The sequence below is a fragment of the Curtobacterium sp. MCJR17_055 genome (assembly GCF_003224335.1).
In the GTDB taxonomy this organism is placed as follows: Bacteria; Actinomycetota; Actinomycetes; order Actinomycetales; family Microbacteriaceae; genus Curtobacterium.
Genome location: NZ_QKLF01000005.1, coordinates 317,472 through 334,790 on the forward strand (window position 1 = coordinate 317,472; position 17,319 = coordinate 334,790).

Annotated in this window: 19 protein-coding genes and 1 riboswitch; of the genes, 10 read left to right on the plus strand and 9 right to left on the minus strand. The window is 73.9% G+C overall.

Features of this window, described 5'->3' with window-relative positions; translation table 11 throughout:
• Positions 1-102 precede the first annotated feature (102 nt).
• A complete protein-coding gene (locus tag DEJ16_RS13365) occupies positions 103-1,050 on the minus strand; it encodes an NUDIX domain-containing protein (protein ID WP_110825246.1) in 948 nt (315 codons plus the stop codon).
• 67 nt (positions 1,051-1,117) lie between these two features.
• Positions 1,118-1,214: riboswitch (TPP riboswitch) on the plus strand.
• Between DEJ16_RS13365 and thiM the strand changes: the two genes are divergently transcribed.
• The 3 genes from thiM (at position 1,203) to thiD (ending at position 4,347) form a co-directional block, all read left to right on the plus strand.
• Entirely contained in the window at positions 1,203-2,075 is an 873-nt protein-coding gene (gene thiM, locus DEJ16_RS13370) for a hydroxyethylthiazole kinase (RefSeq protein ID WP_110825245.1), read from the plus strand. It overlaps the preceding riboswitch by 12 nt.
• Positions 2,072-2,785 (plus strand): thiamine phosphate synthase, encoded by a 714-nt coding sequence (gene thiE / locus DEJ16_RS13375; RefSeq protein ID WP_258365982.1) that lies wholly within the window; start codon positions 2,072-2,074, stop codon positions 2,783-2,785. The genes thiM and thiE overlap by 4 nt, the downstream gene beginning before the upstream one ends.
• Complete coding sequence (thiD, locus tag DEJ16_RS13380; RefSeq protein ID WP_110825501.1) at positions 2,782-4,347, plus strand: bifunctional hydroxymethylpyrimidine kinase/phosphomethylpyrimidine kinase; 1,566 nt, start codon at positions 2,782-2,784, stop codon at positions 4,345-4,347. The genes thiE and thiD overlap by 4 nt, the downstream gene beginning before the upstream one ends.
• Here thiD and DEJ16_RS13385 read toward each other — a convergent pair.
• From DEJ16_RS13385 to DEJ16_RS13400, 4 genes are all read right to left on the minus strand, one after another.
• Positions 4,333-4,869, minus strand: a complete 537-nt coding sequence (locus DEJ16_RS13385) for a metallophosphoesterase (RefSeq protein ID WP_110825244.1) — start codon at positions 4,867-4,869, stop codon at positions 4,333-4,335. The two genes, thiD and DEJ16_RS13385, sit on opposite strands and share 15 nt — an antisense overlap.
• On the minus strand, positions 4,866-5,342 hold the full coding sequence (locus DEJ16_RS13390; protein ID WP_110825243.1) for a MarR family winged helix-turn-helix transcriptional regulator: 477 nt from the start codon (positions 5,340-5,342) through the stop codon (positions 4,866-4,868). Before DEJ16_RS13390 ends, DEJ16_RS13385 begins: the two co-directional genes overlap by 4 nt.
• Before the next feature lie 212 nt (positions 5,343-5,554).
• Positions 5,555-6,013: a VOC family protein gene (locus DEJ16_RS13395; RefSeq protein WP_110825242.1), complete on the minus strand. Its 459-nt coding sequence runs from the start codon at positions 6,011-6,013 to the stop codon at positions 5,555-5,557.
• Positions 6,014-6,034: 21 nt separating this feature from the next.
• Complete coding sequence (locus DEJ16_RS13400) at positions 6,035-6,331, minus strand: GNAT family N-acetyltransferase (RefSeq protein ID WP_110825500.1); 297 nt, start codon at positions 6,329-6,331, stop codon at positions 6,035-6,037.
• Between the two features lie 135 nt (positions 6,332-6,466).
• On the opposite strand from DEJ16_RS13400, the gene DEJ16_RS13405 reads away from it, so the two are divergent.
• Positions 6,467-7,114 carry an NADPH-dependent F420 reductase gene (locus DEJ16_RS13405; protein ID WP_110825241.1) on the plus strand — a complete coding sequence of 216 codons (648 nt, stop codon included), beginning with the start codon at positions 6,467-6,469 and terminating at the stop codon, positions 7,112-7,114.
• A 104-nt stretch (positions 7,115-7,218) separates the two neighbouring features.
• Positions 7,219-8,835 (plus strand): hypothetical protein, encoded by a 1,617-nt coding sequence (locus DEJ16_RS13410; RefSeq protein ID WP_146232885.1) that lies wholly within the window; start codon positions 7,219-7,221, stop codon positions 8,833-8,835.
• A gap of 30 nt (positions 8,836-8,865) precedes the next feature.
• On the opposite strand, the gene DEJ16_RS13415 is transcribed toward DEJ16_RS13410, so the two are convergent.
• Positions 8,866-9,723, minus strand: coding sequence for a LysR substrate-binding domain-containing protein (locus DEJ16_RS13415; protein ID WP_110826066.1), 858 nt, complete (start codon positions 9,721-9,723; stop codon positions 8,866-8,868).
• A gap of 123 nt (positions 9,724-9,846) precedes the next feature.
• Between DEJ16_RS13415 and DEJ16_RS13420 the strand changes: the two genes are divergently transcribed.
• Complete coding sequence (locus DEJ16_RS13420; protein WP_258366377.1) at positions 9,847-11,172, plus strand: MFS transporter; 1,326 nt, start codon at positions 9,847-9,849, stop codon at positions 11,170-11,172.
• A 135-nt stretch (positions 11,173-11,307) separates the two neighbouring features.
• Here the strand turns inward: DEJ16_RS13420 and DEJ16_RS13425 are convergent, their stop codons facing one another.
• On the minus strand, positions 11,308-11,955 hold the full coding sequence (locus DEJ16_RS13425) for an NAD(P)-dependent oxidoreductase (RefSeq protein ID WP_110826068.1): 648 nt from the start codon (positions 11,953-11,955) through the stop codon (positions 11,308-11,310).
• A 113-nt stretch (positions 11,956-12,068) separates the two neighbouring features.
• On the opposite strand from DEJ16_RS13425, the gene DEJ16_RS13430 reads away from it, so the two are divergent.
• The 3 genes from DEJ16_RS13430 (at position 12,069) to DEJ16_RS13440 (ending at position 14,657) form a co-directional block, all read left to right on the plus strand.
• The gene (locus DEJ16_RS13430; protein ID WP_110826069.1) at positions 12,069-12,434 is read left to right on the plus strand and encodes a helix-turn-helix domain-containing protein; all 366 of its coding nucleotides are present in this window, start codon (positions 12,069-12,071) and stop codon (positions 12,432-12,434) included.
• A 49-nt stretch (positions 12,435-12,483) separates the two neighbouring features.
• Positions 12,484-13,515: an NADPH:quinone reductase gene (locus DEJ16_RS13435; RefSeq protein ID WP_110826070.1), complete on the plus strand. Its 1,032-nt coding sequence runs from the start codon at positions 12,484-12,486 to the stop codon at positions 13,513-13,515.
• A gap of 257 nt (positions 13,516-13,772) precedes the next feature.
• Complete coding sequence (locus tag DEJ16_RS13440; protein ID WP_110826071.1) at positions 13,773-14,657, plus strand: patatin-like phospholipase family protein; 885 nt, start codon at positions 13,773-13,775, stop codon at positions 14,655-14,657.
• 79 nt (positions 14,658-14,736) lie between these two features.
• Here DEJ16_RS13440 and DEJ16_RS13445 read toward each other — a convergent pair whose 3' ends face one another.
• Positions 14,737-15,930, minus strand: coding sequence for an acyl-CoA dehydrogenase family protein (locus DEJ16_RS13445; protein ID WP_110826072.1), 1,194 nt, complete (start codon positions 15,928-15,930; stop codon positions 14,737-14,739).
• 64 nt (positions 15,931-15,994) lie between these two features.
• Here DEJ16_RS13445 and DEJ16_RS13450 point away from each other — a divergent pair, with 64 nt between their 5' ends.
• Positions 15,995-16,621 carry a QsdR family transcriptional regulator gene (locus tag DEJ16_RS13450; RefSeq protein ID WP_181420489.1) on the plus strand — a complete coding sequence of 209 codons (627 nt, stop codon included), beginning with the start codon at positions 15,995-15,997 and terminating at the stop codon, positions 16,619-16,621.
• A gap of 13 nt (positions 16,622-16,634) precedes the next feature.
• On the opposite strand, the gene DEJ16_RS13455 is transcribed toward DEJ16_RS13450, so the two are convergent.
• The gene (locus tag DEJ16_RS13455; RefSeq protein WP_110826073.1) at positions 16,635-17,075 is read right to left on the minus strand and encodes a VOC family protein; all 441 of its coding nucleotides are present in this window, start codon (positions 17,073-17,075) and stop codon (positions 16,635-16,637) included.
• Positions 17,076-17,319 lie beyond the last annotated feature (244 nt).

Below are 17,319 nucleotides of genomic sequence, written 5' to 3' on the forward strand. Positions count from 1 at the left end.
GCTCCGCGCCTCACCATCCGGAGGGCGCGCTGCACGGACCCGGAGGGCGCGCTGCACGGACCTACGCGACGCCGGGGCGACCACAGCGGCGGCAGCCGGTCGTCAGTCGGGCAGGAGCTCCCGCAGCCACGACGGCCCGCGGACGTCCGCCCCGACCGCGGTCACGCGGTCACGGAGGCCGCGGTCCGCGGTCACGACGACGACCGGGCCGTCCCCGGCCGCGACGGCGGTCTGCACGGCGGCGACGATCGCGTCGTCCCCGGCGGCCGGTGCCTGCTCGACGGTCACCACGGGGAGACCGGGACGGGTGTCGGCGGCGACGTCGACCGGGGTCGCACCCCGGGCCTCCCCCTCGAGCACCACGGTCCACCGCGGCCACCAGGTGGCGGACGGCAGGTCCAGCGCGGCGGCGTCGACGCCGGACGCGGCGAGCGCGCTCACCCGGGCGACGAGTCGGGAGGCCGCTCCCGCGCGGTCCTTCCACCAGCCGTCCGGGACGCTCCCGACGACGTTCGCCGCGTCGACGACGACGTGCGGTGTCCGGTCGAGCGTGGCCCGGAGCGCGGGCCACGAGGCGCCGAACCCGGGGTGGAGCGGCAGGTCCGGCACGTCGGCGACGGGGACCCAGGCCAGGGCCAGGCTCTCACGGTCGGCGACGACGGGGGCGAACGGGCGGGAGGCGCGTCCCACGACGGTCGTGTAGGTCCAGAAGCCGAGGTCGAGGACGGCGGTGTGCCGGAGGTCGATGCCGTCCTCGGGGACGCCGGCCTCCTCGGCGGACTCGCGGAGGGCGGCGGTCACCGGGTCCTCGTGCTGGTGGCGCGCTCCGCCGGGGATCCCCCAGGTGCCGCCGTGGTGGCTCCACTCGACGCGGTGCTGCAGGAGGACCCGTCCGCGTCCGTCGTCGACGAGCAGGCCCGCGGCGCCGAAGCGGCCCCACGCCTTGGTGCCGTCCGGGCCGACCGCCCAGGCGTCGCCGGGGTCGCGCGGTCCTGCCGGGGGGCCGGGTGGCGGTCCCGCCGGGGTCGCGGTCCGTCGTTCGTCGTCCACGGGTCCACCCTTCCACACCGGTCCCGGACGTGTCGCTGGACGACGGCGGCGATGCGTGTACGGTGTCGTCCGAGACACGGGGTGCCGCATCCGAGCGGCTGAGATCACACCCGTCGAACCTGCTCGAGCTCGTACTCGCGAAGGGATCGTCCATGGAGAACGCTGCGCCGACGACCGACTGGGTCGTCCGTACCGCCGACCTGCTGGAGGCCGTCCGGACCCGGGCGCCCCTGGTGCAGTGCATCACGAACACGGTGGTGCAGAACGTCACCGCCAACGTGCTGCTCGCGCTGGGGGCGTCGGCCGCGATGGTCGACGTGCCGACCGAGGCGGGGCCGTTCGCCGGCGTCGCGGACGGGTTGCTCGTCAACACCGGCACCCCGCACGCTGAGCCGTCGACCGCGTCCCGCGAGGCCGCGGCCGCAGCGGCGGAAGCCGGGACGCCGTGGGTGCTCGACCCGGTCGCGGTCGGGTCGCTGCCGGTCCGGACGGCCCTGGCGCGGGACCTGCTGGCGATGCGCCCGACGGTGCTGCGCGGGAACGCGTCCGAGGTGCTCGCGGTCCTCGGCGCCTCGGCTGGCGGTCGCGGTGTGGACAGCACGGTCGGGACGGAGGACGCCCGCGACGCCGCGGTCGCCGCCGCGGACGCCGGGACCGCGCAGGCGGTGGCGGTCTCGGGTGCGGTGGACCTGCTCGTGGCGCCCGAGGGGCTGGTCCGCGTCGCGAACGGGACCGAGCTGCTCACCCGGATCACGGGTGGCGGCTGCGCCCTCGGGGCCGTCGTCGCCGCCTTCGCGGCCGTGGCGCCGGGGCGTGCGCTCGACGCGGCCGTCGCCGCGACCGCGGTCCACACCATCGCGGCGGAGCTCGCCGCACGGGACGCCGGCGGGCCCGGCGCGTTCCAGCCGCTGTTCCTCGACCGGCTCGCGTCGCTGACGCCGGAGGACGTGGTCCGGGAGGCCCGGATCACCGCCGACGGTCAGAGTGCCCGGGCCGCCTCGACGACGATCGGAGCGGGATCGTGACCGCCGACGCGGCTGCCGCTGCGGTGGCCGGGACCGCCGGACGCGTACCGGGAGCGCAGGAGCTCGGCGTCTACCTCGTCACCGACACCGCCCTGGCCGCTCGGCACGGGCACGGGGTCCTCGGCGTCGTCCGGGCGGCGGTGGGCGCCGGGGTCCGCATCGTGCAGGTCCGGGACAAGACGGCGTCCGCCCGGGACCTGCTCGCGTTGACGGTCGCGGTCGCGGACGCGGTCGGCGACCGGGCACTCGTCGTCGTGGACGACCGGCTCGACGTGGCGCTGGCCGCACGGCACGAGGGGCACGCGGTGGCGGGCGTGCACCTCGGACAGTCGGACGTCCCGGCGAGCGCCGCGCGTGCACTGCTCGGCCCGGACGCCCACGTCGGACTGACCGCGAACACGACGCGGCACCTGGTCGAGGTCGCCGCGATGCCGCACGGCACGGTCGACCTGCTCGGCGTCGGGGTCGTGCACCCGACGAGCACGAAGCCCGACCACCCGCCGGCGCTCGGCGTCGCGGGGTTCGCCCGGATCGCGGCGACGACCACCGTGCCGTGCGTGGGCATCGGCGGCGTCGGACTGGCGGACGTCGGGCCGCTGCGGGCTGCCGGGGCGGCGGGGGTCGCCGTGGTGTCGGGCATCTGCGCGGCCCCCGACCCGGGTGCCGCGGCCGCCGCGTTCGTCGCGGCGTGGAACGGGGCGGGCCGGTGACCGCGACGACGGGGCCGGCTGCGAGCGGCCGGGTGCCCAGGGTGCTCAGCATCGCGGGGACCGACCCGACCGGGGGTGCGGGGATCCAGGCCGACCTGAAGTCGATCGCCGCCCAGGACGGGTACGGCATGGCGGTGGTCACGGCCCTGGTCGCGCAGAACACCCGGGGCGTGCGCTCGGTGCACGTGCCCGACACGGACTTCCTCCGCGAGCAGCTCGACGCGGTCTGGGACGACGTCACGGTGGACGCGGTGAAGACCGGCATGCTCGGCACCGCCGAGGTCGTCCGGGTCGTCGTGGAGTCGTTGCGGGCACACCGGCCGCGGTGGCTGGTCGTCGACCCCGTGATGGTCGCCACGAGCGGTGACCGACTGCTCGACGCCGATGCCGAGGCGGCGATGACCGACCTGTTCGCCCTCGCCGACCTCGTCACCCCGAACCGCGACGAACTGCGGGTGCTCGCCGACCTCGCCGGCTCCGACGCGACGGACCCCCTCGACGCGGCCCTGGCGGTGGCACGACGCTTCGACGTCCGCGTGCTCGCGAAGGGCGGACACGACGGCGGCCCCACCTCGGACGACGCCCTCGTGACGCCGGACGGCTCGGTGCGGGTGTTCCCCGGCCCGCGGGTCGCGACGACGAACACGCACGGGACGGGCTGTTCGCTCTCGAGCGCGATCGCCACGCTCGTGGCCCGACACGGCGACTGGGAGCTCGCCGTCGGTGCCGCGAAGGCGTGGCTCACCGTGGCCCTCCGCGGTGCCGACGCCCTCCAGGTCGGGCACGGACACGGCCCGGTCGACCACAACGCCGCCGTGCGGGCCGCCCTGCCGGTCCCCCGCCTGACCGACCTCTGGTGGACGGACGCGGCCGCGGTGCTCGACGAGACCCTCGCGTGCGCGTTCCTGCAGGGCCTCGCCGACGGCACGCTCGACGCGGAGGTCTTCGCCGGGTACCTCGCGCAGGACGTGCACTACCTCCGCGCGTACGAGCAGCACCTCCGGGCGATCGCGGCCGGCTCGACCGGCGACGCCGCGGCGTTCTGGACGACCGCGAGCGAGGGCTGCGCCGCCGAGGCCCGCGACCTGCACCACCGTAGACTCGCCGGGTCGCACGCGGACGACCCCGTGCACCCGGTCTGCGCCGGCTACCTCGCGCACCTGGCCGCGGCGGCCGACGATGCCGCCGCCACCGGGGACGTCTCGGTGCTCGCCGCCGCCGTCCTGCCCTGCTTCCGGGTGTACGCCTGGGTCGGGGAGCGGCTCGGCACGGCGCCGGTCGGGCACCCGTTCGCGGACTGGATCGCGGCGTACGGGGACCCGGGCTTCGCGGCGTCGAGCGCGCGGGCGACCGACCTCGTCGAGGAGCTCGCCGTGCGCGCCGACCCGGAGCTGCGGGGCCGGATGGCCCGCGCGTTCCGGGAGTCGGTCGCGCAGGAGCTCGCGTTCTTCCGGATGCCGGAGCAGTTGCCCGGTCCCCGGCGGGGCGGAGCCGCAGCGGGCCTCCCGGCCGGTGGGCCCGACTCGGGCCCGACCGCGGGTGCGGAGTCAGGCCGGGTGTGAGGGCGCGGTGCGGACCCCGTCCGCACCGGGGGCGCGCCGCACCAGGGTGACCTGCAGGTCGGCGCCGTCGACCGTGCAGCGCATCCACGTGTGGTCCGGCTGCCGACGACGGTCCGTCGGCGAACCGGGGTTGAGCAGGCGCATGCCGTTCGGCGCCAGCGAGTCCCACGGGATGTGCGAGTGCCCGAACACGAGCACGTCGACGTCCGGGTGGTCGGCGACGGCCCGACGCTCCCGCCCGGTCGCCGCGCCGGTCTCGTGCACGACCGCGAACCGCAGTCCCTCGACGCGGCGTGAGGCGACGAGCGGCAACCGGTCCTCGAACCCCGGGTCGTTGTTCCCGCGCACGGCGAGGAGGTCGCGGGACCGGGCCTCCAGCAGGTCCACGGTCGCCAGGTCCACCCAGTCGCCCGCGTGCACGACGAGGTCTGCCGCGTCGATGTCCGCCCACAGCTCCGGCGGCAGGTCCTTCGCCCGTTTCGGCAGGTGCGTGTCCGACAGCAGGACGAGCGACGTGGTCACGGCTCGGTCGTCCTGCTCGGCATCGGCAGCTCGGCCTCGTCCGCGGCTCCGAGCCGTTCGAGCAGCCCGGCGAGCAGCGCGACGTCGTCGTCGGACCAGTCGGCCAGCCGCTCGACCAGGGCATCGCGGTGCAGCTGCACCGATCGGTCGAGGGCACGCCGGCCGGCCTCGGTCGCCTCGAGCGGTTTCGCGTTGCCGGTGCCGCCGTCGACCGTGCGGACGAGTCCCGCGGCGAGCAGTCCGGACAGCTGACGCGAGATGGTCGACCGGTTCAGCCGGAGGTACCGGGCGATGTCGATCGCCATGCACCCCGGGTGCTGCACGACGAAGTCGACCAGGGACTGGTCGACGACGCTCAACACGTCGGCGGTCCCCCGCGCCCGGACGCTCGCGCGGCGGGTGATGCGGGAGAGCTCGGTGTACGCCCGTCCGATGTCCGCTTCACGGATCCCGGGGCCCCTCGGGTCGGCCATGCTGTTCCAGTCTGTCGTCCGGCGTGGCGCCGGTGGTCGGTCGCCCCTGGTCGGGACGTCGGGTCCGGCGGCCGCCCACGTCCGTGGTCCCCTGCGCCGCTCGGTGTGGCCCACGATAACCGCGGGTCCCCCGGAACGGGGACCGGCGGGTCCCGGGGTCGGGACCGGTGCGACCGTCCGGCGACGGGGCCGGACGTGCCCGGTGTCGGTGATCAGTCGGAGGCCGCCGCCCGGAGTGCCCCGATGTCGAGCTTGACCATGTCCTGCATCGCGCGGAACACCCGCGCGCCCGGTGCCGGGTCACCGCCGGCGGCCATGAGCTCGCCCATCATCGACGGGGTCACCTGCCACGACAGGCCCCAGCGGTCGACGAGCCACCCGCACGCCACCGGGTGGCCGCCGTCGGCGAGGAGCCCGTCCCAGATCCGGTCGAGCTCGTCCTGCGTGTCGACGTCCACCTGCAGCGAGACGGCGTCGGTGAAGGGATGACCGGGACCGCCGTTCATGGCACGGTACGGCTGGCCCATCAGGGTGAACTCGACGACGAGCACGGACCCGTCCGGGGCACGGCCGACCCCGTCGACACGTGCGTCCGGGAAGAGCCCGACGTAGTGCTCAGCCGCGGACTGGGCCTGGTCGTCGAACCAGAGGAAGGGGACGATGCGGGGCACGGTGGCGCCTCTCGGTGGTGCTCAGTCCGCGACGCCGCGGCTGAGCAGGTCTGCCTTGTCGGGGTGTTCGTCGAACCACTGGCTGACGAACCAGCACATCGGGACGATGCGCTTCGTCGACGTCGTCTCGACGTCGGCCACGGCGTGCTCCACGAGTTCCCCGGCGTACCCGTGCCCGCGGTGCGCCGGGACCGTGTACGTGTGCGGGAAGGCGATCGCGTCACCGTTGACGCGATAGTCGAGCACGCTCACGAGGGCTCCGTCGACGTACATGGCGTAGCGGTCGCGGTCGGCCTCGTTGCGGAACTCGTGTGTCATGGCGCCATCCTGCACCGCGCGGCGGATGACGGTCACCCGTCCTCCGGCGAACGCGTGGACCCGCCCCCGACGGGCGGTCCGACCGTCCCGGTCGTCAGGCCGGAATGACCACCGGCCACGGTTGTTGCACCCCACATGACGACCATCGGGATCATCGGAGCAGGCAACATCGGATCACAGCTCGCACGCCTCGCGGTGCAGCACGGCCACCAGGTCGTGATCGCGAACTCGCGCGGGCCGGAGACGCTGACGGACCTCGTCGCGGAGCTCGGCGAACACGCCACCGCCGGCACACGCGAGGACGCGGCCACCCGGGGCGACATCGTCGTCGTGACCGTGCCGCTCGGCGCCGTCGAGACGATCCCCGTCGAGCCGCTCGTCGGCAAGGTCGTCATCGACACGGACAACTACTACCCGGAGCGCGACGGGCACATCGTGGCCCTCGACGACGAGACGACCACCACGGCCGAGATGCTGCAGGACCACCTGGTCGGCGCGCACGTGGTCAAGGCCTTCAACCACATCGGCGCCGCGGACCTGACCGGACACGCCACCCCCAGCGGCACCGAGGGACGCCGCGCCCTGGTCGTCGCGGGCGACGACGAGACGGCGAAGCGCACCGTCGCCGACCTCATCGACGAGTTCGGCTTCGACGTCGTCGACGCCGGACCGCTCGCCGAGGGATGGCGCATCCAGCGCGACACCCCGGGCTACGGCCCGCGCATGACCGCGGACGAACTGCGCGACGCCCTCGCCGCCGCGAAGCGGTACCGCGACATGTGACGGTCCTGCACCGACCGTTCCACCCCCTCTGACTGGGGCGTTCGGCCGCTGTTCCCGCCCGGTAGAACGGACTCTGGATCAATCCAGGGAGAGGAACAGCGGCCGTGGCGTCTCATCGCATGCCCGAGTCCGAGCGACCCCGTCGGGCGGTGCCCGCATGGGTGACCGCGCCTCCGGAGGACGCCGGTTCCCCTGCCCCCAGCCGCGTCGTCCCCGCGGGCACCGTCGCTGACCGCGCCCGACCCGGCATCGACGCCGTGCCCGGCCTGGAGGCCCACCCCACCCCCGCCCCGCCGGTGCTCGACCCGAACGCCGTCGTCCCCGACTTCCCGCCGACCCCCGAGCTGCTGCCGCCGGCTCCGACGTCGCCGAACGTCGACACCCTCCCCTTCTCGGCCGTCGCGGAGGCGCGTGCGACCGTCGCCGGGCTCGGACCGGCCGACGCGACCGCCACACCGGCAGGCACCCGGGACCCTGCTGCGGACCGCACCGCCGCCGGCGATCCCCGCGCCACAGCACGACACGGTGCAGCGCGTCGGAGCGCAACGGATGCCCAGGCCTCCGCCGGGGCGATGGCGATGCCCGCGGCTCCCGTGGTCGGCGCGGCGCATGCGTCCGCAGCGCCCGTCGGAGCGCTCGGGGACACCGGCGACACCCGGTCCGCGGCGCCCGTGCCCGCCCCGGCAGGACCGGTCGCCTCGCAGTCCTGGTCCGCGACCCCCGATGCCGGGGTCCCGACCGCTCCGACGGCCGGGCCGGCAGCGCGCTCCGCCGGACGTGGCGCGACCACCGCGACCCCGGCCGCCCCGCCGGCTCCCGCGTTCCCCGTCGTGCCGGCAGCAGGACAGCCGCGGTTCTCGGTGCCCGGACTCGAACACGTCGTCGTCGAGGGCGGCGAGCCCGAGGCCGTCGGACCCATCGGGTACCGCACGCCCGCCCGCTTCGCCCGGCAGCAGGCGCGCGTGATCCCGCCGGCGGTCACCGCTCCGCCGACGTTCGACGCCGTGCTCGCCACCCCGGCGCCGACCACCGCCGCACCCTTCCCCGGTCCGGCGTCCGAGCCGCACGCCGTGGCGCCGGTCGTCCCCGCGGTCACACGGGCCCTGCCGTCCGTCGCGCCGGCCGCAGCGGAACCGGCGGAGACCGCCACGTCCGACGGCGAGGCGACCCACGCCCCGACCCCTGCCCGGGAGCACCGGAACGCCGACCGCAGCCGCGGCGCGAACACCCGTCGGGGCTTCCTGCCGAAGCGTCGTCCGGCCCAGCCGACGAAGGCGCGGTCCACCGCGGTCCCCGTCGCCGCCGGGACGACCGCGCAGCCGCAAGCCGCTCCGCCGGTGACGCCGGTGACGGGAGCCGACACGGGCCTCCAGGCCGGAACCGGTGCGTCCGCCACGCGCGCTCGACGTCCGATCGGCGCGACGCCGGGTGCCGTGCTCGGTGCCCTGGCCGGTCTCGCCACGCTCGGTCTCGCCGCCTGGTGGTTCACGGCCCCGGCGACCGTGCACGCCGTCGGCGTCCTGCTCGGTGTGCTCGCGGTCGTGGTGTCCGTGGTGACGATGCGGAACCCCGCGTCCACCTGGCAGCGGCCGGTCGCCCTGCTCGGCACCGTGCTCGGCGCGGTCGGGACCCTCGTGTTGCTCTGGGCCGTCGCGTCCGCACTCGGTGCGCCGCTGCCGGACCTGACGGGCACGGGGGCCACGCCGACGATCGCGCCCTGACCCTCCCGCTGACGGCGGGGACGACCCCCGTCACACCGCGCGGACGACGCCCCGGGAGAGGATCGCGTTCGTCAGCGCCTCGATCGGCTCGCGCTGCACGGTCGGGTTCGCGATGAGGACGTAGTCGACCGCGGGCAGGTCCGGCAGCGACAGTCGCTGCGACACCTTCACCAGGTCGGCCGGGATGAGCGAGTGTGGGAACACCGCGACGCCGATCCCCGCCCGCACCGCGGCGAGCACACCGTTCACGTCACGGGTGTTGCAGGTGATCCGCCACGTGCGCCCGGCGGCCTCGAGCGCGTCGATCGCCATCTGCCGGCTGATGCTCGGCGCCTGGTACGCGATCAGCGGCACCGGGTCGTCGGACTCGAGGGCGATGCCGTCCTGCGCCATCCACACCATCTGGTCCGAGGCGACCCGGGTGCCCTCGGCGGACTCCCCCGCCGTCCGCTTGATGAACACGAGGTCGAGTTGACCAGCGTGCACCCGTCGGAGGAGCGGCGCGGACTGGTTCACCGTCAGCTCGAGGTCGACCTGCGGGTGCAGCTTCCGGAAGTCCCGGAGGATGCGCGGCAGCTGCGTGATCGCGAGGTCGTCGGCCGCGCCGAACCGGAGGCGACCACGAGCCGCCACCCCGGAGAAGTACGCGTCCGCTGTCGCGTGCGCCGCCAGGATCGTCCGGGCGAACCCCGCCATCGCGTCGCCGTTGTCGGTGAGCCGGACCCCGCGGGTGTCCCGTGCGACGAGGGTCCGGGCGACCGCTGACTCGAGCCGGCGCACGTGTTGCGAGACGGTCGGTTGGCTGATGCCGAGACGGACGCCGGCCTGCGTGAAGCTGCTCGTCTCGGCGACGGCGAGGAAGGTCCGGAGCAGGACGGGATCGAGCACGGTGGGCCCTTCATTCGACATCGCAATGGAGTGATGCCGATCATAGGAGGATCGAATGGACCGGGAGCGGATAGTTTCGACCGGGTACCGTTCCCGCCCTCGACAGCCGGAGTCCCCCACACCGTGCGTCCGTCACCGACGACCGTCCACCCGCCCACCGAGCCGCTCCCGATCAGCACGACACCGCCTCCGTGGCGGCGTTCCTTCATCGCGCTGTCGGTGCCGAACTTCCGGCTCTTCACCGCCACCAACCTGGTGGCGATGACGGCGGGGTGGATGCAGCGCATCGCGCAGGACTGGCTCGTGCTGCAGCTCACCGGCTCGGTCGCGCAGGTCGGCATCACGGTCGCCTGTCAGTTCACCCCGATGCTGCTGTTCGGGCTGCTCGGCGGGGTCTTCGTCGACCGGTACTCGAAGCGCGCGCTGATGATGATCACGCAGGGCGCCTTCGCGGTGCTGTCCCTGCTGCTCGCCGTCCTCACCCTGGCCGGGGTGGTGGAGGCGTGGCACATCTGGGTGATCGCGTTCCTGGTCGGCATGGTCACCGTGATCGACAACCCGGCGCGGCAGGTGTTCGTCACCGAGATCGTCGGTCACCAGCACCTCCGCAACGCGATCAGCGTCAACTCGTCGGTGTTCCAGCTCGGCGGGATGATCGGTCCGGCGTTGTCCGGCATCCTGCTCGTCGCCGTCGGGGCGGGGTGGTCGTTCGGCATCAACGCCGCCGCCTGTGTCGCGGTGGTCGTGACGCTGGGGTTCCTCCGCGTCTCCGAACTCCACCGCACACCGCCGGCCGCGCGGGCGAAGGGGCAGCTCGTCGAGGGGCTGCGGTACGCCGCCGCGAAGCCGACGATCATCGTGCCCGTCGTCCTGCTCGCGTTCTTCTCCGTCTTCGCGCTGACGATGCCCGTGCTGCTGTCCGCCTTCGCGTCCGACGTGTACGGCGTCGGGGCCGGCGGCTACGGCCTGTTCAACTCCGCGGTCGCGGTCGGCGCCCTGACCGGCGCAGTCCTCTCCACCCGGCGTGCCGTGGTCCGGCTCCGCACCATCGTCGGCGGGGTGTTCTGGACCGGGCTGTTGCTCGTGGTGGCCGGGTCGGCGCCGACGATCGCGCCGTTCACCGTCCTGCTCGTCGTGGTCGGCCTGTCGCAGCTGCTCTTCATGACGGCGTCGAACTCGCTCGTCCAGCTGTCCTCGAACGTCGCGATCCGTGGGCGGGTGATGTCGCTGTACGTGCTCGTGCTGCTCGGTGGTCAGGCGATCGGCGGCCCCGTCATGGGTCAGGTCGTCGACCGCTTCGGCGCGCACGTCGGGATGATGGTCGCGGGCGGCGTGCCCGCCGCGGCCGCCACGGTGATCGCGTTCGTCCTCGCCCGACGCGGCGGCCTGCACCTGGAGATGCGGATGCGTCACCACCTGCCGCTGCCGACCATCGTCGGCAACCGCTGACACGACGGACGGTGGGCCCACGCCGCCGGAACCGGACCGGCGCGCCAGCGGCCGGGCCGCCGTGACGGACGGAAGGCCCGTGACCAGCTGGTCACGGGCCTCCCGTCCGTCACGGGGTGACGCGAGCAGCTGCGCTCAGTAGGCGACGCCGAACCGCGCCTGGTGGTGCTTCGGCTCCTCGACCTCGTCGACGACCGCGATCGCGTAGTCGGCGCCCGAGATGTCCGAGTTGCCGTCGGCGTCGGTGAGGAGCACGTCGTCCGAGGTGCGGTACGTGCCGCGACGCTCCCCCGGGTTGTAGCTGCCGAAGGCGGCGGCGGGGCTGACGTAGAACCAGTCGACGTCGGTGCCACCCGCGCGGAGTGCCTCGAGGACCTGGCCGTGGCTCTTCGCCTCGCCCTTGAAGGCGTCGGGGAACTCGGCCGTGTCGTAGAGGGCCGGGCCGCCCTCGGCGACGAGCAGCGACCCGGCGCCGCCGACGATGCCGAGTCGTGCACCGGCAGCGGCCGCGGCGTCGACGAAGTGCTGGAACCGGTCCTTCAGCTCGGTGCCGTCCGACTGGACCGCGTGCAGGGCGACGATGACGACGTCCGCGTCCTTCGTGACCTCGGTGACGAAACCGGCGTCGAACGCGTCCCCCCGCGCGAGCGTGAGGTGCTCGGCGGCGTCGAGCTTCGTGGTGTCACGCGCGACGGCGACGACCTCGTGCCCGCGGGAGAGGGCTTCGCGGACGATGGCGGACCCGGCGTACCCGGTGCCTCCGAAGACGACGATGGTGGACATGCGAGCTCCTTCGTGGTGGTGGTGCCGACGCGGTCGCGCGCCGTGCCACTCACTGTACGGGTGTTACTCTCTTCAAGTAAGTAGGCACCTCGTGGTGCGTGACGGAGGTCGGGATGAGCGCGCTCGAGTACAGCCCCTACGCGGCGGACTGCCCCTCGCGGCAGCTCCTCGACCGGATCGGGGACCGCTGGAGCGTGCTGACGATCGGCGCCCTCGCGGACGGGCCTCGTCGGTACTCCGCCATCGCCACCCGGGTGCAGGGTGTGTCGCAGAAGATGCTCACGCAGACGCTCCGGGCCCTGGAACGTGACGGCTTCGTCACCCGGACGGTCTTCCCCGAGATCCCGCCGCACGTGGAGTACGAGCTCACCGACACCGGCCGGTCGCTCCGCGCCGTGCTCGTGCCGCTCGAACAGTGGGCGATCGACCACATGGACGGCGTCGCCGAAGCGCGCTCGGGGTACGACTCCGGCTCCTGACCGCGCCCGGTCTGGAATCGTCGCGGACCGCGGGTGGTTGCGTGGAGGCATGCGATCGATCGTCTACTCCCAGCCCGGAACGTCAGCCGTCCTCTCCCTCGCCGACCGTCCGGTCCCCGAGCCCGGTGCCGGTGAGGTCCGCGTCCGCGTCGTCGTCTCCGGGGTGAACCCCACCGACTGGAAGGCACGACAGGGCGGCACGTACGGCGACGGCCTGCCGTTCCCGGAGATCACGCCGAACCAGGACGGTGCCGGCGTCGTCGACGCGGTCGGCGACGGCGTCGAGGGCCTGTCCGTCGGTGACCGCGTCTGGCTGTTCATGGCCGCCGCGTCCCGCCCGACCGGCACCGCGCAGGAGTTCACCGTCGTGCCCGCCGCCCGCGTCGTCCCGCTCCCGGAGGGCGTCTCGTTCGACGTCGGTGCCAGCCTCGGCGTGCCGGCGATGACCGCGCACCGTGCGCTCACCGTGCACGAGGACGGCCCGACCCGCCTCTCGCCCGGTGCCCTTTCCGGCAAGACCGTGCTCGTCGCCGGCGGCGCGGGGGCCGTGGGACACGCCGCGATCCAGCTCGCCAGCTGGGCCGGCGCCACCGTCGTCGCCACGGTCAGCTCGGAGGACAAGGCGGCCCTCGCCACGGCGGCCGGGGCCCACCACACGGTGAACTACCGCGAGGACGGCGCCGCCGACCGGATCCGCTCGATCGCCCCGGACGGCGTGGACATCGTCGTCGAGGTGTCGATCCCGGCGAACGCCGACCTCGACGCTGCGGTCCTGGCGAACCACGGCGTCGTCTCGATGTACGCGGACAACGGCGGAGACGCGGCATCGATCCCGGTGCGGCCGAACATGGGCATCAACGCGCGCTACCAGTTCCTGCTGCTGTACACGATCGGCGACGCCGCCCTCGCCGCCGCTGCCGAGGACATCACCGCCGCGCTGCGCGACGGTGTCCTGCCGGTCGGCGAGGAGGCCGGGCTCGCGCTGATCCGCTTCCCGCTCGAGGAGACCGCAGCAGCGCACGACGCGGTGCAGGGCGACGCGGTCGGCAAGGTGCTCATCGACGTGCAGTCGGCGGAGTAGGCCGCGCCGGGACGGACGGGAGGCACCGCGCGGCGGGGTGCCGCCGCACCCCGTCCCGTGGTGCCCTTCGGCGCTGCACAACGAGAACCGGCTCGAACCGCGGATGTCCGCGGTTCGAGCCGGTTCTCGTTGTGCCGGTCCGGGCGGCTCCGGGAGGCGCGGGGCGGTGGCGATCCGAGCCTCCCGTCCGGCGCGTGGTCGGGTCCGGCAGGACCGACGCAGTACGCGTTCATCGGCGGGGTTGGTAAGCAGGAGGCATGACCGACGCCGCAGCGCCCCTCCCCACCCCCACGCCCGGAACCAGAGCAGTCGTCCTCGGAGGTGGTGGCGTCGCCGGCATCGCCTGGGAGCTCGGCGTCCTGTCGGCCCTCGAGGACGCCGGGGTCGACCTCGGTGCGGCGGACCTGGTGGTCGGCACGAGCGCCGGCAGCGTCGTCGGCACCTTCCTCCGCAGCGGCGGCGTGCGCGGTGCCTACGAGCAGCAGCTGAGCCCGCTCCCGACCACCTACGAAGAGCCCGCGCGCGTCGATGCCGCCGAGTTCGAGCAGCGCTTCGCGGCGGCACTGCAGGGAGCCACCTCGGAGCAGGACGCCCGTGCGCGTCTCGGAGCCGCCGCGCAGCAGATCACCTCCGGACAGAGCGACGACGAACGCGTTGCGACCTTCCGCGACACGCTGCCCACGACCGCGTGGCCGGACCGGCCCTACGCGGTGACCGCGGTGGACGCCGTCGACGGGACCTTCCGGGTGCTCCGCGCCGAGGACGGCGTGCCGCTCGAACGTGCCGTCGCCGCGAGCTGCTCTGTCCCGCTGGTCTGGTCTCCGGTGCGGATCGACGAGCATCCGTACATCGACGGCGGCATGCGCTCGGCGACCAACGCGGACGTCGCGGCCGGGTACGAGCGGGTGCTCGTGATCGCCTGCAGCCCCGAGGGGCCGTCACCGCTCGGGCCGTGGCTCGACCGTGCGGTCACCTCGTTGCGGGACGCCGGTTCGCGGGTCGAGGTCCTCGTCGCGGACGAGGCGTCGCAGCGGGCCTTCGGAACGAACTCACTGGCGCTGTCGACGCAGCGGCCGTCGGCGGAGGCCGGACGCGCGCAGGCCGAGCCGGTGGCGGAGCGCATCGGCGCGTTCTGGGCCTGAGCTGACGAGCGGGCGACGAGCGACCGGCGCCGGGCCGACGACCGGGCGACGGCGGTCATCTGCCACCTGGTCCAGCAGGTCAGACGAACGCGGCCTGCCCCGTCACGGCGCGGCCGACGATGAGCGTGTTGACCTCGCGGGTGCCCTCGTACGAGTAGATGGCCTCGGCGTCGGCGAAGAACCGGGCGACGCCCTTGTCGAGGACGATGCCGTTGCCGCCCTGGACCTCGCGGCACCAGCCGACGGTCTCGCGCATCTTCGCCGTGGCGAACGCCTTCGCCATCGCCGAGTGCTCGTCGCCGCCGAGGCCCTGGTCCTGCAGCGCGGACGCCTGGGTGCACAGGGCGATCGACGCGGTGATGTTCATGAGGGACTTCACGAGCAGGTCCTGGATGAGCTGGTGCGACGCGATCGGCTTGCCGAACTGCTCGCGCTCCCGGGCGTAGCGCAGGGCGGCCTCGTAGGCGCCGACCGAGATGCCGACGGCCTGCCAGGCGACCTCGGTGCGGGTCAGGCGGAGCACCGCAGCCGTGGACCGGAACGAGTCGGCGCGCTGCAGGCGACGGGCCTCCGGGACGCGGACGTCCTCGAGGGTGATGTCGGCGTTCTGCACCGACCGGAGTGCGATCTTGTCCTCGATCTTCGTCGCGGTGAACCCCGGGGTGTCGGAGGTGACGAGGAAGCCCTTGACCTGGTTGTCCGCCTCGTCCTTCGCCCAGATGACGACGACGTCCGCGAAGGTGGCGTTGCCGATCCAGCGCTTCGAGCCGTTGAGCACCCAGGTGTCCCCCTCGCGCCGGGCGGTGGTGCGGAGGCCGCGGGCGGAGTCGCTGCCGGAGAGCGGTTCGGTCAGTCCGAACGCCCCGACGACCTCCCCGGAGGCCATGCGCGGCAACCACTCACGCTGCTGCTCGTCGCTGCCCGCGACCGCGATCGAGTTCATCGCGAGACCGGACTGCACGCCGATGAAGGTCGCGACGCCGGCGTCGACCCGACCGAGTTCGAGGGCCGCCCACCCGCGGTACACCGCGGAGTTCTCGAACTGCCGGACGAGCGGCACGCCGGGGCCGTACATGCCGAGCTCGGCGAGCGGCGCGATGACCTGCGTCGGGAACTCGGCGCGGGCCCAGTACTCGTCCACGATCGGCGCGACGTCGCGCTCGAGGTACTCGCGGAGCTCGCCGAGGGAGGCGCGTTCCTGGTCGGTCAGCTGCTCCTGGAACCGGTAGAAGTCGGATTCCAGCAGGGGCGTTCCCGCGACCGTCGTTGACATGGACCCAACGATGCATCATTCTCGGAAACGTTGCAAGACGACGTCGACGACTTCGGGGGGAACCGTGAGCAAGCAGCCACTCGGCGCCCTCGGGTCGGCGCTCGTCCCGAGCGCGCTCGCCACGCGCCTGGAGGCCCACCCCGACGCCCAGCGCGCGTTCCGTTCCGCACGTCATGCCTTCATCGACGGGGCACGCGTCGACATGCAGGCCCTCGCGTCCTCGCTCGGCGTCGACCGGACCTCGCTGTTCCGCTGGGTCGGCAACCGCGACCAGCTGCTGTCCGAGATCCTCTGGTCACTGGCCGTCCCGACGCTCGACGCCGCCGGCCGAGCAGCGGCACCGTCGGGAGCGGCACGCATCGTCGACGTCCTCGACCACTTCACCGCGGACCTGATCCGGGCGCCGTACTTCCGCGCGTTCCTGACCCGCGAGCCGGCCCGGGCCCTGCGACTCCTGACGACGACCGACAGCGACGTGCAGCGGCGCTTCGTCGCCGTGGTCTCGACCCTGGTCGCCGCCGAGCAGGAGTCGGGGGCCTTCGACCCGGCGCCACTCTCCCCCGAGGAACTCGGTCGACTGCTCGTCCGCGTCTCGGAGTCGTTCACCTACGCGGACCTGATCTCCGGCGAGACCCCGGACCCCGAGCGGGCACGCACGACGTTCGAGTACATCCTGCGCCCTGTGCGGTGACCGCCGCGGGTGGTCAGCTGCGGACGGCCGCCAGTTCCAGGTTGATGTCGTCCGGGTCCTGCACGGACAGGATCACCATGCCGGCGTCTCCGAGGTCGGTCACCTCGCCGTGCTCGACACCGGCGGCGTCGAGCCGGGCGGCCGCCTCGTGCAGCTCGTCGACCGATCCGACCATGAAGCTCACGTGGTCGAGACCGACCGTGTCCGGGTCGAACCGCTGGCCGCTCGGAGCGACGGGGCGGAGGCCGAAGAGCTGGTCCCCGACCGGGAAGATGCAGCCGCCGTAGAGCCGCTCACGGTCCTCGGTGATCCCGGGCTCACCGGCGTGCTCGCTGAAGTCCATCGCGGGCTCGACGCCGAACAGCTGCTGGTAGAACGCCTTGCTGCGGACGATGTCGGTGACGGTCACGCGGACGTGCGCCAGTGCGATGGGTCGAGCGATCGGGTCGGTCATGTGGGGCTCCTCGGGTGTACCGGCAGGGTGGCCGGGTCGTCGTCGCTGTACGACGTGGATCCGAGGCAACGCCGGACACCTGACTGTGCGCACCGACCGTGCGGCGAGCGGACAGGTCGGGCCGACGGGCCGGTACAGCAGCGGGTCAGCGGCTCAGCGGAACCCGTCGTCGTCGGGGAAGGAGCGCGGCACACCGTGGCCCGCGCACCGGTCACGACGACGGACGCCGCGGAAGACCTCACGG

Coding starts and splice junctions, on each gene's coding strand:
- thiM (WP_110825245.1), top strand. CDS start 1,203: ATGGAGAACGCTGCGCCGACGACCGACTGGGTCGTCCGTACCGCCGAC.
- DEJ16_RS13390 (WP_110825243.1), bottom strand. CDS start 5,342: ATGGCCGACCCGAGGGGCCCCGGGATCCGTGAAGCGGACATCGGACGG.
- DEJ16_RS13400 (WP_110825500.1), bottom strand. CDS start 6,331: ATGACACACGAGTTCCGCAACGAGGCCGACCGCGACCGCTACGCCATG.
- DEJ16_RS13405 (WP_110825241.1), top strand. CDS start 6,467: ATGACGACCATCGGGATCATCGGAGCAGGCAACATCGGATCACAGCTC.
- DEJ16_RS13425 (WP_110826068.1), bottom strand. CDS start 11,955: ATGTCCACCATCGTCGTCTTCGGAGGCACCGGGTACGCCGGGTCCGCC.
- DEJ16_RS13430 (WP_110826069.1), top strand. CDS start 12,069: ATGAGCGCGCTCGAGTACAGCCCCTACGCGGCGGACTGCCCCTCGCGG.
- DEJ16_RS13435 (WP_110826070.1), top strand. CDS start 12,484: ATGCGATCGATCGTCTACTCCCAGCCCGGAACGTCAGCCGTCCTCTCC.
- DEJ16_RS13440 (WP_110826071.1), top strand. CDS start 13,773: ATGACCGACGCCGCAGCGCCCCTCCCCACCCCCACGCCCGGAACCAGA.
- DEJ16_RS13445 (WP_110826072.1), bottom strand. CDS start 15,930: ATGTCAACGACGGTCGCGGGAACGCCCCTGCTGGAATCCGACTTCTAC.
- DEJ16_RS13455 (WP_110826073.1), bottom strand. CDS start 17,075: ATGACCGACCCGATCGCTCGACCCATCGCACTGGCGCACGTCCGCGTG.